Origin of the sequence: Luteimonas sp. YGD11-2, from assembly GCF_004118975.1 — a bacterium.
Taxonomy (GTDB): domain Bacteria; phylum Pseudomonadota; class Gammaproteobacteria; order Xanthomonadales; family Xanthomonadaceae; genus Luteimonas; species Luteimonas muca.
The window spans coordinates 135,628-148,459 of the sequence record NZ_CP035376.1 but is presented as its reverse complement, the minus strand read 5'-3'; the positions used below and the strand labels follow the sequence as shown (position 1 = coordinate 148,459).

Annotated in this window: 13 protein-coding genes and 1 pseudogene; 5 read left to right on the top strand and 9 right to left on the bottom strand. The window is 68.5% G+C overall.

Annotated elements, in window-relative coordinates; translation table 11 throughout:
* The first annotated feature begins 9 nt into the window (after window positions 1–9).
* A complete protein-coding gene (locus ERL55_RS00710; RefSeq protein WP_129134716.1) occupies window positions 10–1,377 on the top strand; it encodes a hypothetical protein in 1,368 nt (455 codons plus the stop codon).
* 862 nt (window positions 1,378–2,239) lie between these two features.
* On the opposite strand, the pseudogene ERL55_RS15265 reads toward ERL55_RS00710, so the two are convergent.
* The 7 genes and pseudogenes from ERL55_RS15265 to ERL55_RS00670 all read right to left on the bottom strand — a co-directional run bounded on the left by ERL55_RS15265 (window position 2,240) and on the right by ERL55_RS00670 (window position 8,635).
* A pseudogene (locus ERL55_RS15265) lies at window positions 2,240–4,350 on the bottom strand (lytic murein transglycosylase).
* 113 nt (window positions 4,351–4,463) lie between these two features.
* A complete protein-coding gene (egtD, locus tag ERL55_RS00695; RefSeq protein ID WP_129134713.1) occupies window positions 4,464–5,426 on the bottom strand; it encodes an L-histidine N(alpha)-methyltransferase in 963 nt (320 codons plus the stop codon).
* Window positions 5,427–5,430: 4 nt separating this feature from the next.
* Window positions 5,431–6,711: an ergothioneine biosynthesis protein EgtB gene (gene egtB, locus ERL55_RS00690; protein ID WP_129134712.1), complete on the bottom strand. Its 1,281-nt coding sequence runs from the start codon at window positions 6,709–6,711 to the stop codon at window positions 5,431–5,433.
* A gap of 46 nt (window positions 6,712–6,757) precedes the next feature.
* Window positions 6,758–7,144 carry a YchJ family metal-binding protein gene (locus tag ERL55_RS00685; protein WP_129134711.1) on the bottom strand — a complete coding sequence of 129 codons (387 nt, stop codon included), beginning with the start codon at window positions 7,142–7,144 and terminating at the stop codon, window positions 6,758–6,760.
* Window positions 7,144–7,752 (bottom strand): GTP cyclohydrolase I FolE, encoded by a 609-nt coding sequence (folE, locus tag ERL55_RS00680; RefSeq protein WP_129134710.1) that lies wholly within the window; start codon window positions 7,750–7,752, stop codon window positions 7,144–7,146. The genes ERL55_RS00685 and folE overlap by 1 nt, the downstream gene beginning before the upstream one ends.
* A gap of 47 nt (window positions 7,753–7,799) precedes the next feature.
* Window positions 7,800–8,276 carry a hypothetical protein gene (locus ERL55_RS00675; protein WP_129134709.1) on the bottom strand — a complete coding sequence of 159 codons (477 nt, stop codon included), beginning with the start codon at window positions 8,274–8,276 and terminating at the stop codon, window positions 7,800–7,802.
* The gene (locus ERL55_RS00670) at window positions 8,273–8,635 is read right to left on the bottom strand and encodes a hypothetical protein (RefSeq protein ID WP_129134708.1); all 363 of its coding nucleotides are present in this window, start codon (window positions 8,633–8,635) and stop codon (window positions 8,273–8,275) included. Before ERL55_RS00670 ends, ERL55_RS00675 begins: the two co-directional genes overlap by 4 nt.
* A gap of 199 nt (window positions 8,636–8,834) precedes the next feature.
* On the opposite strand from ERL55_RS00670, the gene ERL55_RS00665 reads away from it, so the two are divergent.
* On the top strand, window positions 8,835–10,697 hold the full coding sequence (locus ERL55_RS00665) for a DUF885 domain-containing protein (protein ID WP_206733338.1): 1,863 nt from the start codon (window positions 8,835–8,837) through the stop codon (window positions 10,695–10,697).
* 66 nt (window positions 10,698–10,763) lie between these two features.
* Here ERL55_RS00665 and ERL55_RS00660 read toward each other — a convergent pair whose 3' ends face one another.
* Window positions 10,764–11,000: a DUF378 domain-containing protein gene (locus ERL55_RS00660; protein ID WP_129134706.1), complete on the bottom strand. Its 237-nt coding sequence runs from the start codon at window positions 10,998–11,000 to the stop codon at window positions 10,764–10,766.
* Between the two features lie 100 nt (window positions 11,001–11,100).
* Window positions 11,101–11,646 (bottom strand): YaeQ family protein, encoded by a 546-nt coding sequence (locus ERL55_RS00655; protein WP_129134705.1) that lies wholly within the window; start codon window positions 11,644–11,646, stop codon window positions 11,101–11,103.
* A gap of 360 nt (window positions 11,647–12,006) precedes the next feature.
* Between ERL55_RS00655 and ERL55_RS00650 the strand changes: the two genes are divergently transcribed.
* The 3 genes from ERL55_RS00650 to ERL55_RS00640 are packed head-to-tail and all read left to right on the top strand — an operon-like array spanning window position 12,007 to window position 12,825.
* On the top strand, window positions 12,007–12,327 hold the full coding sequence (locus ERL55_RS00650; RefSeq protein ID WP_129134704.1) for a YkgJ family cysteine cluster protein: 321 nt from the start codon (window positions 12,007–12,009) through the stop codon (window positions 12,325–12,327).
* A gap of 12 nt (window positions 12,328–12,339) precedes the next feature.
* A complete protein-coding gene (locus ERL55_RS00645; RefSeq protein WP_129134703.1) occupies window positions 12,340–12,585 on the top strand; it encodes a hypothetical protein in 246 nt (81 codons plus the stop codon).
* Window positions 12,586–12,615: 30 nt separating this feature from the next.
* Window positions 12,616–12,825 (top strand): hypothetical protein, encoded by a 210-nt coding sequence (locus ERL55_RS00640; protein WP_129134702.1) that lies wholly within the window; start codon window positions 12,616–12,618, stop codon window positions 12,823–12,825.
* The last annotated feature ends 7 nt before the right edge of the window (window positions 12,826–12,832 follow it).

Here is a 12,832-nt window from a genome sequence, read left to right as displayed (position 1 = left end):
GGGGGCGCAATGCCGTATCCACGCGAACAGGCTGGAAAGGGTGGGCATTCGGACTTTATCCGCAACCCCGATGTAAAGCAGTTCTTGGAAAGTTGTTCGTATTTGCGCGAACCGTCTGATCGTGAGGCGGAAGCCATTGCTGCGTTGTATCAACCGGCACCCAACAGTGAACCCAGAATGCTCCCTCGGAGCGTGGTGGCGTCGGACGCTAGCAAAAGCGATTCACCCATTAACGACAAACTGCCGAGCACCCAGGTGGGCTTCCTGAAAATCAGCCATGTGATGATCAAGATGGATGACTACGACGGCTTACGAGAGCAACGAGGAAGCGTCGTGAATCCCTACAAGGTGGCTGCCATTCACAGAGGTGCCGCCCCTATCACGTTCACCATGCCAGGCAGCAACATCAAATACAAAGGAAACGACAACGTCAAAGACAGCTTTCGTCAATCGCTTTACGATCAGCTCAGCCTGAACCGAAACGCGAATGGCGGAGGGCTGACATTGCTGCAGGTTCTTGTCGAGATCTTTGATGGGACTATCGAGATCAAAACCTGTCCAGCCTGTAAGACAGCAGGCCTGTTCTCTTTTGACTCCAAGCGGACTTCAAGCGAATGCGCGACTTGTCGAAAAACTGTTTATGCCACGGACATCCTGCGTTTACACGAAGGGATAAGTGATTTCGGGGACAATGCGAGCATGATGACGCGCATGATGAATGCCGTCGAGCATCTCTTATTGGCCTCATTCATTCTCACAGTCTTCAATGACACCCCCAATGTTCTCGCAGAGGTGGCGTTTGTCATGGACGGACCACTGGCCATTTTTGGTGAGCCCGCAAAACTCCATGGAAGGCTGCAAGGCCTGATTCACAAGGTGAATCAACACCTTTCTGGCAGCGGATTACCGCAGATGCTGGTGCTCGGCCTTCAGAAAACGGGAGGGCTGATGGATCACGCCAAACTCTTGGAACGCCATCTACCTAATGGATCGCTTCGCCTGGTTGATGATGAATACCGGAACAAGTATGTGGTCGGTGCGGAATCACCGGCCGACAACTTTGGAAATGAAACCTACTACGGCCAAGATTTCATCTTTCGAACCGAGCGCGGCCGCGTCTTCAACTTCGCCATACCCTACCCATTTGCCGACAAGACCTTCAACGGAGGCGGCAAGGGGTTTGCCAACGCCAAGGCCGACCAATCCCGCTACGGCGATTTGGTGCAACAAGCGTGCGATTTGATACGCCACTTTGAGATGGATCTCTATGAAAGCGCGATCGTCCCAGTGGCTTTGGCACACCGTCATGCGTCCATTAGCATTATGCCGGGCGGCAAAGTTCTGGACATCCTTGCGAGAACGACGATCCGGCGCTGAGATCATTTGCCAGCGTCTAGGATGACAAAAGGGCCTGATTGCAGGCCCTTTTTCTTGCGTCTTCTGGATTACCAACACTCAACGCTAACAGAGCCTTTTCTTTTGCTTCTTCGCTTGGGCCGGATGGCGGCGGTAGGTGCCTGGGAAGTTGTGCCGGCGGTTTCGGGGGTCCACCGGAAAGCGGCACCCGCGCGCGCTCCCGGGTGGATGTCGGGCGAGCTGGTGTCTCTGGGATTTGCGAGGGGCCCGCCACTGCCACAAGGGGATGCCCAGCCGGATATCTCCGCGTCCTGCTCCCACATCCGGCCGCCGGCCATGCATGGCCGGCTCTGGACATCCCCCTGCGTCCGCGGCGGGCTCCAACCTGGCGTCGCGGCGGGAAGAAGGTCAACGGCGAAGAGCCCCAGACCCGTCGTGGCAGTGGACGACTTCGGCTGCCGCGCTGTTGACCTGCATGCCGCAACTGCCGACGCATGAGCGTGTTGGGTGACGGCTTCAGCAAAAACCACCGCCGCTCTCCATGCGGGAGCCGGGCAGTCCAGGGTGTTCCCTCGCGGGCGACTGCAGACCACCGCTTCTGCTCTCCGTACCTAAGCCTGCGGACGCCTGAGCCCGTCGCGTGCATCGGGGGGTGTGCTCCCAGCCGGCCATGGATGGCCGGCGGCCGGCCGTGGTAGCTGGATGCGGACTCCGGCCGGGGGAGCACACCCCCCGGTGCGCGCGACGGGCAGCGCGGACTAGAACGGAGCGGCCCGCGGGCGCACGCTCTCCAGCTGTGCTTCATGGCCCCGTGCTGCGGCTCGAAGCTCTCTGTTCCCGCATGGTGCCGGCACCTCCGATCGTGCGCGACCTCGCAGGGGGATCACCCCGTCAGGGAACCTTGACCGACCGCATCCAGCGCCAGCACCTCGACCCGCTGCGACAGCCGGTGCGTCGTGCCGGGGGCCAGCTGCACGCGGTCTGTTGCTGCGTTGGCGACTTCCAGGCACAGATAGTCGCGCCAGCCCTCGCCGACATCGTCCATTGCCCGCCCGCCGGCCTCGCCGGGATTCCACACCACCAGCGAATGGCTGCCGGCCGAGGTGATCGCCAGCCCCCGCCCCAGCACTGGATCGCGCAGGAGGTAACGGCCGCCGGTGCCGAGATAGATGCGGTCGCTGCGGCCCGGATCACGCGGATCGTCGAGCCGCCAGGCACCACGCTGGTGGCGGGCCGCGGCATAGCCTTCGTACTTGTCGAGATAGTCGTGGCCGTCGAGCCCGACGACCTCCACCTGTGCAACGTCGCCGACCCGGAAATAACCGTGCAGCGCCTGGGTGATGGCCAATGGCACGTCGCCTCTGTTGCGGGTCTCGAGGGTCTGTTCGAGCACATCGCCGATGCGCAGGTGCTGGATCAGCTCCAAGCCTGGCACCGGCTGCACCGCAGGCCGCAACGCCAGCGCGACGCTGCCATCCTCCTCCAGCTCCCAATCGTCGAGCACCCATGCGCGCGTGCGCGCAAGCCCGTGCGCGGGAAGATCGCCCTCGCCGCTGCCGAACCAAGGCCAGCACAGCGGCACGCCCCCGCGCAGCGCGGCGGGTGGCGACTTCGCCTGCGGCGACAACCACAGCACGTCGTGTGCGGCGCCAGCGGGTTGCCACGACAGCAGCTGCCCGCCCCACGCGGAAATCGTCGCGCGCGCGAGCGGGGTCTCGACGATCCAGCCGTCGGACCCGGCATGCGGGCCTGCGCGGACCGCGCTGACGTCGGCGGTGCCGGCCAGCGCCGTGCTCATCGACGCAGCGCCTCGAGGATGCGCACGCCCGCGCGGCCGTCGGCGGGCTGCAGCCCGAGCCGCCGCTGTTCGGCCTGGATGGCGCGGCGGGTATTGGTGCCGATCATGCCGTCGACCTCGCCGATGTCGTGGCCGCGTGCCAGCAGCAGCGTCTGCAGTTCGCGCCGTTGCGCGCGCGACAGGCCGGGATCATCGGTGGGCCAGGCGGCCTGCGGCACGTTGCCGCCACGCAGGCGCTCGGCGAGGAATGCGATGGCCAGCGCGTAGCTCTCGGCGGCGTTGTAGGAATAGATCGCGTCGTAGTTGCGCAACACCACGAACGCCGGGCCGCGCGGGCCCGCCGGCAGCAGCAGCGCGGAGCGGGTGTCCGCGGCGACGCCACCGGCCACCAGCGGCGAACCGTCGAAGCGGCGTACGCCGCGTGCGGCCCAGTCCGACAGCGGGCGGCGGCTGGTGCGGCCTGCAAGCGATGCATCGAAGCCCTGCGGCACCCGCACCTCGAAGCCCCACGGCTGCCCGGTGCGCCAGCCCGACTGCTTGAGATAGTTGGCGGTGGACGCGAGCGCGTCGGGAATATTGCCGACCAGGTCGCGGCGGCCGTCGCCATCGAAGTCCACGGCGATGCGCTCATAGGTGCTGGGCATGAACTGGGTGTGGCCGAACGCACCGGCCCAGGAACCGGTCAGCCCTTCGGCCTGGATGTCGCCGGCCTGCAGCAGCCTGAGCGTGGTGATGAACTCGCCGCGGAAGAACGGCTGCCGGCGGCCTTCGCACGACAGCGTCGCCAGCGACACCAGCAGCGGGCGCTTGCCAAAGATGCGCCCGTAGTCGCTTTCCACCCCCCACACCGCGACCACGGTGGCGGGATCGACGCCATAACGCGCCTCGATGCGCGCGAGCAGGTCGGCATGTTCGGCCAGCCGCGCACGGCCGTCGGCGACGCGCTCGTCGTCGACCAGCGCGGCCAGGTAATCCCAGATCGGGGTGGTGAACTCGGGCTGTGCGTCCAGCAGTTCGAGCACGCTGCGGTCGGGCGCCAGGCCGGCGGTGAAGCGGTCGAAGCTGGCGGCACTGACCCCCTTGCCGGCGGCCGTCTGCCTGAGCGTGGACAGGCAGCGCGCGAACGCGGGGTCGGCGACAGGCGCGACATGCGCAGCGGGTGTGGGCGCCTGCGCGGCGGCATGCAGCGCAGGCAGCGCGCACAGGCAGGCAAGGACAGCGGCTCGGAACATCGGCGGCACCGTGGGACGCGGCGCGGCAGCATATCGGGGGCTGCGTGTATCGACAGCATGCAGCGCGGCCATCGGGGTCAGTCCGGCGCCAGCAGCCCGAGCGCGAAGCCGTGGCCGGGATCGGTCCACCAGCCCGCCAGCCGCAGCCCGGCCTCGGCCGCCAGCCCGGCCACGCTGCCGCGGGTGTACTTCTGGCTGATCTCCACGGCGATGGCCTCGCCTGCGGCGAAGCCGAAGCGCTGGCCGCCGACGCGCACGGTCTGCGCGCGCAGGCTGACCAGCGAGGTCTCGATGCGCATGCGTTCGCCGGCATAGACCGCACGGTGGGCGAAGCCGTCGAGGTCGAAATCGCTGCCGATCTCGCGGTTGAGCCGGCGCAGCAGGTTCAGGGTGAACGCGGCGGTGACGCCGGCGGCATCGTTGTAGGCCGCCTCGATCAGGCGCGGATCCTTGTCGAGGTCGAAACCGACCAGCGCATGCCCCCGGGGCCCCAGCACGGCACGCATGCCGGCCAGCAGCGCGACCGATTGCGGGTGGGTGAAGTTGCCCAGGGTGGAACCGGGGAAGAACACCAGCACATCGCGGGCCGGGCGCCGTGGCGCGGGCAGCTCGATGGCGCGGGTGAAGTCGGCCAGCACCGGCAGCATCTCGATGTCCGGAAACTGTGCGCGCAGGCGCTCGACGCTGGCTTCCAGTGCGCTGCGCGAAATCTCCACCGGGGTATAGGCGACGACGCCGTCGAGCCCCGCCAGCAGCAATTCCGTCTTGCGGCCGCTGCCACTGCCGTACTCCACCACCTGCAGGCCGTCGCCGACCGCCTGGCCGATGTCGGGCAGCACCGCCTCCAGCAGCGCCAGCTCGGTGCGGGTGAGGGTGTATTCCGGTTGCCGGGTGATCGCCTCGAACAACCGCGAGCCCTCGGCGTCGTAGAAGTACTTCGACGGCAGCCGGCGCGGCGACTGCGACAGGCCCTCCACCACCTCGGCCAGGATGCGCGCGGGGGTGGGCTGGAGGTCGACCAGCGCGTGTTCCGGGGCCATGGGGTCAGCGGTCACGGGCCAGGCGCAGGCCGGCGAACTGCCAGCGTGCCGCGGGCGGGAAGAAGTTGCGGTAGCTGGCCCGCACATGGCCCTGCGGCGTGGCGCAACTGCCGCCGCGCAGCACCCACTGGCCGACCATGAACTTGCCGTTGTACTCGCCGATGCCGCCGGTCCAGGGCCGGTACCCCGGGTATGCGCCATAAGCGCTGGACGTCCATTCCCAGACATCGCCGAACAATTGCACGGGTGCGCCGTGGTCGCCTCCGGCGGCGGCGGCCGGCTCCAGCAGGCCGTCGTCGGCGAAATTGCCCGCGCGGGCCACGTCCTGTGCCGCCCGCTCCCACTCGAACTCGGTCGGCAACCGCGCGCCGGACCAGCGCGCATAGGCATCGGCCTCGTAGTAGCTCAGATGGCAGACCGGTGCGGCCGGGTCGAGTTGGCGGGGGCCGCCCAGCGTATGCGCATGGGCCAGGTCCTCACTCCAGTACAGCGGTCGCGTCCAGCCTTCGGCCTGCGCAGTCGCCCAGCCGTCACTCAGCCACAGCAGCGGTTGCCGGTAGCCGCCGTCCTCGACGAACTCGCGGAATTCCGCATTGGACACCGGCCGCGACGCCAGTGCATGCGCATGCACCAGCACGCGGTGGCGCGGTGATTCGTTGTCGTAGGCAAAGCCGTCGGCGGCGGGCCAGGCGGGCGCGCCGATCCGCACCAGCGCCTCGTCGACATCGATCCAGCGCATGGGCTGCGGAACTGTCTGGGCCGGTATCGGCAGGTCGTCGCGATAGGCAGGCCGTAGCGGGTTGCTCCAGAAGGCGTGCTTGATATCGGTCAGCAGCAGCTCCTGGTGCTGCTGCTCGTGCTGCAGCGCCAGCAGCAGGTTGCGGCGCTCGCGCTCATCGAGATCATCGGCCGCCAGACGCGCCTGCACGCGCGCATCCACCGCCTGCCGGTAGGCCAGCACCTCGTCCAACGACGGGCGCGACAGATGCCCGCGCTGCGGCCGGGCATGCATCGGTCCGGCGCTGTGGTAGTAGCTGTTGAGCAGCCGGTCCCAGTGCGGCGCATACGGCGCATAGCCGGGCCGTAGCGCGAGCACGAAGCGTTCGAGGAACCAGGTGGTGTGCGCGAGGTGCCATTTCGCCGGGCTGGCATCGGCCATGCTCTGCACCATCGCATCCTCGGGCGTCAGCGGTGCGGCCAGCCCCTGCGTACGGGTGCGCACCCGCTCGAAGAAGCGTGCGATCGCGTCGACCGGAGGTGCGGGGGGCGCCAGGCTTGTGTGCATCGGGCCAGTCTGGGCAGGACGTGATCAGCGCCGCGTCATGGCCGCGTCAGGGCGCCGATCCGTCCAGGGCGTCGACATAGAACCACTGGCCGTCCTCGCGGACGAAGCGGCTGTGTTCGCGCATGCGCACGGCGCTGCCGCCGCCGATCCGGTAGCGGGCGATGAACTCGACCCCGGCGCTGTCGCCGCGGGGGTCATGGCGCAGCACCGTCAGGCCCAGCCAGGTCGGCCGGCCGCCCTCGTCGAAGGCGATCGCGGGCGGGCGTGTGGATGGGTGCCAGGTGCGCAGCAGATAGCCGGCGTCCTCGCGCACATACGCGCTGTAGCGCGAACGCATCAGCGCCTCGGCATCCGCCGCCGGCGCGCCGGCATGCAGCGGGCCGCAACAGGCGGCGTAGGTGCGGCCGGTGCCGCAGGGGCAGGCTGCGGCCATCAGCGCCCGCGGCTGGCGGTCTCGATGAACTGCAGGAACTCGGCGCGGGTGCGTGCGTCCTCGCGGAAGCTGCCGAGCATCGTCGAGGTCACCATGCTCACGCCGCGCTTGTGCACGCCGCGGGTGGTCATGCACTCGTGCTCGCCCTCCACCACCACCGCCACGCCCAGCGGCGCCAGCGCGCGCTGGATGCACCCGGCGATCTGCGCGGTCATCTTCTCCTGCACCTGGAAGCGCTTGGCGTAGGCATCCACCACCCGCGCCAGCTTGCTGATGCCCACCACCTTGCCTGCCGGCAGGTAGCCCACGTGCACGCGCCCGATGATCGGCGCCATGTGGTGTTCGCAGTGGCTTTCGTACTCGATGTCGCGCAGCACGATCATCTCGTCGTAGCCCTCGACTTCCTCGAAGGTACGCGCGAGGTACTCGTCGGCGTCGAGCGCATAGCCGCTGAACCACTCGCGGTAGGCCTTGACCACGCGCTTCGGGGTGTCGAGCAGGCCTTCGCGCCGGGGATCGTCACCGGCCCAGCGCAACAGCGTGCGCACGGCCTCCTCGGCCTGTTCGCGGGTGACGTCGGGTTCGCGGGGGGAGGTGTCGTCGGCCATGGCGCGTCCGGCTGCAGGGGCCCGCCATGGTACCGCGCAGCCGTTGCTCAGCTGCTGCGCGGGGCGTCGGCGTCGCGCGACTGCAGTGCCCGCTCGCGCTGTCCCAGCTCCCTCCAGACGTGCTGGATGGCGGGATACGCCTGCGCGAATTCCAGCCGCGAGGTGCCGCGCACGGCCGGCCAGCGGGCCTCGAGTTCGGCACCGGTGAGGTCGGGGTCGCGCTGGCGCCGCTCGAAACTGTCGAGCCCCAGCTGGTAGGCGGGCGCGTAGTCCTCCCAGCCCATGCCGTCGGCGTAGTAGTTGCTGTTCCGGTAGACCTGCTGGAAATGGCCGAGATCACCACGCGGGTCGGCCGACTCCATGCTGCGATGACCGACGATCGCGCCGATCGCGGCGCCGATCACCACGCCCACCACCAGCCCCGGCACGCCGAACGGCAGGTAGCCGATGCCGCCCATGACGAACCCGGCGGCGATCGCACCGATGCCGGCACCCACGACATGGACCTTCTGCAGACGGCTCATGATTCCCTCTTCAGCGCACGCGCGCGCCGGCGTGCATCGGCGTCCTCGAACACATGGCGCACGGCGCTTCGTGCCTCCGGCCAGCTCAGCCGCGAGCCGTCGCGGGCGCGCTCCCAGCCGGCCTCCAGCCGCGGCTCGATGGCGTCGAACGACGTGCCCGCCACGCCCAGTGCCTCCACCTGTTCCATGCCGTAGCGGTAGGCGGGGGCGTAATCGTTCCAGGCGCGGCCGCTGGAGAAGTACGGCATGTCGCGGTAGATGCGCCGGTAGTACTCGTAGGCGGATTCGTCCCCCTGCCGCGGGCCGGCCACGGCCAGCCCGCACGACGCGGCGATCGGCTGTGATGGAAGCTTGTGCATGAAGGCAAGGGGCCGGAAAGTCGGAATGCAGCGACCTTGGGCCCCGCCCGGTCGCCGGGCGGTGAAATGCACACGCATGCGTATCGTCGCGATACCTGGCATTCAGATGCGCGCGCCGCTTTCGACCGCCATGACATCCAGCAGGGGCCGGCACGGCACGGGCGGCCTCACAATGCGGCTTTCGCCAACGGAGAACGCCGTGCGCACCGCCTTCGCCTGCTCCACCCTTGCCGTCGCGCTGGCCCTGGCGGCCTGCTCGCAACCCTCCGCGGCGCCCGCGGTCGACACGGCCGCCACCGCATCGCAGCGCGCGGGCGACCAGTCCGCCCGGCTCAATGCCTGGTTCGACGAGCAGTACGAACAGTCGCTGCAGTTCAGCCCGCTGCGGATGACCTTCCTCGGCCGCAAGGACCTCTACGACCAGCTCGACGATGTCTCGCCGGAAGCGCAGCGCAGGCAGCTGGCGTGGATGCAGGCCTCGGTGGAGGCGATGGAATCGCAGTTCGACTACGACGCGCTCGATGCCGAGGCCCGGCTGTCCTGGGACCTGTGGAAGCGCCAGTACGAGGACGCGCGCGACGCCGAACGCTTCATCGACCACGGCTACGCCTTCGACCAGATGAATGGCATGCACAGCATGCTGCCGACCCTGCTGATCAACTTCCACAAGGTCGACAGCGAGGCGGATTACCAGGCCTACATCAGCCGCCTCGGCGCCAGCGCGCGGCTGTTCGACCAGCTGCTCGCACGCGGCCAGGCATCGGCCGCCAAGGGCATCCGCGCACCGAAGTTCGCCTACGAGGGTGTCATCGAGCAGTCGCGCAAGCTGATTGCCGGCGCGCCGTTCGACGATGGCGAGCCCAGCGCACTGTGGGCGGACCTGGTGGCCAAGGCCGATGCGCTGGTGGAGGCCGGCACCATCGACGCCACCCGCGCCGACGCGCTGAAGGCCCAGGCGCGCAGCGCGCTGCTGGAGCAGGTCAGGCCGGCGTACGAGCGGGTGATCGCATGGAGCGAGTCCGAGCTCGCGCACGCACTGGAGAATCCCTCCGGCGTCGGCACCACCCATCCCGGCGGCGCCGACTACTACGCCTTCCAGCTGCGCCAGAACACCACCACCGCGATGGGCGCCGACGAGATCCACCAGTTGGGTCTGGACGAGGTCGCGCGCCTGCGCGGCGAGATGGAAGCCGTGATGGCCACGGTCGGCTTCGAGGGCGACCTGCAGGCCTTCTTCGAGCACATCAACACCAGCCCGCAGTTCCGCTATCCGGACACCGACGCCGGCCGCCAGGCCTATATCGACGACGCCACGAAGGCGATCGACAACATCAAGCAGCACCTGCCGGCCTACTTCGGGCTGCTGCCCAAGGCCGACCTGGTGGTGCGGCGCGTGGAAGCCTTCCGCGAACAGGACGGCGCCGCGCAGCACTACTTCCCCGGCACCCCGGACGGCGCGCGCCCGGGCATCTACTACGCGCACCTGTCGGACATGGACGCGATGCCGAAGACCGAGCTCGAGGTCATCGCCTACCACGAGGGCCTGCCGGGCCATCACATGCAGATCTCGATCGCGCAGGAACTCGAGGGCGTGCCGACCTTCCGCACGCAGTACTCCAGCACCGCCTACTCGGAAGGCTGGGGCCTGTACTCGGAGTGGCTGGCCAAGGAGATGCCCGACACCTACCAGGATCCGTATTCCGAATACGGGCGGCTGATGTCGGAGATGTGGCGCGCGATCCGCCTGGTGGTCGACACCGGTATGCACGCAAAGGGCTGGACCGAGGAACAGGCGGTGGACTTCTTCCGCCAGAACGCATCGGTCCCGGACGCGGCGATCCGGTCGGAGGTGCGCCGCTACCTGATCATGCCCGGCCAGGCCACCGCCTATAAGGTCGGCATGATCCGCATCCAGCAGTTGCGTGCGAAGGCCGAGGCCGGGCTCGGCGAGGCATTCGACATCCGCGGCTTCCACGACACCGTGCTGGGCGGCGGCGCGATGCCGCTGGATCTGCTGGAACGCCGCGTGGATGCGTGGATCGCCAGCCGCAGGACGGGCTGAGCAGCGGCGTCACCGAGGCGACACCGCCATCGGCCTCCGGCACCGTGGTGCCGGAGGCCTGCCGGATCAGCGGCGGGTGTGGCCGCCCTGGGCGTGCACTTCGCCATGCGAGCCCGAGCGGAACAGCGGAATCAGCTGCCACAGGGCCGACAGGCCGACCAGGATGTAGACCAGGCGCGCCAGCGGTGCGTCCTGGCCGCCGAAGATCGCGGCCACCAGGTCGAACTGCGCGAGGCCGACCAGGCCCCAGTTGATGCCGCCGATGATGACCAGGACCAGGGTCACGCTGTTGATCGCCTTCATGTCGGGCTCCAGCGTTGGGTAGGTCCGAAGACGCTGCACCCAGAGCCGTGAACGCCAGGCGATGCACGCGGTTCAGCGAACGAATGCCACGCGGTCCGCGTCAGGCAGCGGCCTGCAGCACCCGTGGCACCAGCGCGGCGCTGGCCTGCGTGCCCATCAGCTGGAGTTCGCCGTCCTGGATCAGCGCGGTCAGGCGCATGCCGCGCTCGAGCAGCGCGGTCGCCGTGTCCAGCGCATCTGGGTCCAGATCGATGACGGTCAGGTTCTTCAGCCGCGCCAGCGTGCCGGCCTGCTTGCCCCACCAGATCGCCGCGCTGCCGCCGCTGTAGCTGACCACGGCGACATGGCGCGCGCGGGCGCAGGCCTTGCGGATGCGCGTCTCGCTGGGCTGGCCGAGGTCGATCCAGCGCTCGATGTCGCCGGTGTAGTCGCGCTGCCAGAGGTCCGGCTCCTCCTCGTTGCTCAGGCCGCGGCCGAATTCCAGCCGCTCGTCGGCGAACAGCACGAAGGCGATCAGCCGTGCCATCAGCCGTTGCGGGGTTTCCGACGGATGCTGGGCGAGGGTGAGGTTGTGCTCGGCGTAGTACTGCCGGTCCATGTCGCTGACCTGCAGTTCGGCCTTGTAGATCGTGGAGTTGGGAGCCATCGGCCGCGCCTGTCCTTGGGGGCGGCAATTGTAGGCGTGCGGCCGCAGCGGGGTTGTCGGGGCATCACGGGCGTGAAGCGTCGCCTGGGTGCTGGTGGCGTGCGCGGATCGCGGCCCGCTCGCGTCGATCGCGACGCGATCCACGTCGCAGGGCAGCGGCCCGGTTGTACTGCGGTCATCGCCGTCGGCGCCAATGGCGTAGGATGGTCCACGTCTCGCCCATCTTTTGCGTCCCGTCCGACCGTCATCATCGTCGCTCGCTGCGCTTTCCTTCCGCGTGTTGCCCGCTTCCGGCACCACGCCTTCACCGGAGCGCCGTCCCGGCTACATGACCCGCCTGTCCCGCCAGATGGTCTGCGCATGAGCGCAGTCATCGCCGAGTCCGACACCCCGCTGTGCGCCCGCTGCGACGCGGTCTGCTGCCGGCTGACGGTGGTCGTGCAGCCCGAGGACCGCATGCCGCCGCACCTCACCACGTTCACCGAGTCCGGCCTGGAAGTGATGGCACGCGATGAGGAGGGCTGGTGCGTGGCGGTGGATGGCGCGCGCATGCACTGCTCCATCTACGACAGCCGTCCCGAGGTCTGCCGCCGGTTCGTGATGTCCGGGCCCTATTGCCAGGACGTACGTGCCGACCACAGCGACCGCACTTCCCGCCGCGTTCCGCTGCGCCTTTACTGACCGGAGACCCGCATGTCCCGCCCCGTCCGTGCCACCGCCACCACGCCCGCCGTCAAGGCGCCCCGCTCCTCGCCCGCCAAGGGCCAGGGCGCCTCGATGACCCACGAGCGCATCGCTGCCGACCTCGACGCATTCCGCAAGTCGGGCGGCCGCATCGAGGTGCTCGGCGTCACCCGCACGCTGCAGCGCATCGATCCCGCGCTCGAAACCGCACCCGCGAAGCCGGCACCCGCGCCGGCATCGCGCACCCGCCGCTGACATTACCCCCGCTGAAGAACGGAGAGCACATTGGCAAAACCCAACTACAGCTTCGAGAAGCGCCAGCGCGAGCTGGCGAAGAAACGCAAGCAGGACGCAAAGGACGCGAAGAAGCGCGAGGCCCGCGAAGCCGCCACCGCGCAGCCCCCGGCCGAGCCGCAACCGCCAGCGCCCGCACCTGTCGACGACAGTGCGAACGCACCCGCGGCGCCGCGCGTCCACCTGCGTTCGAGCGAGTAACCGACAC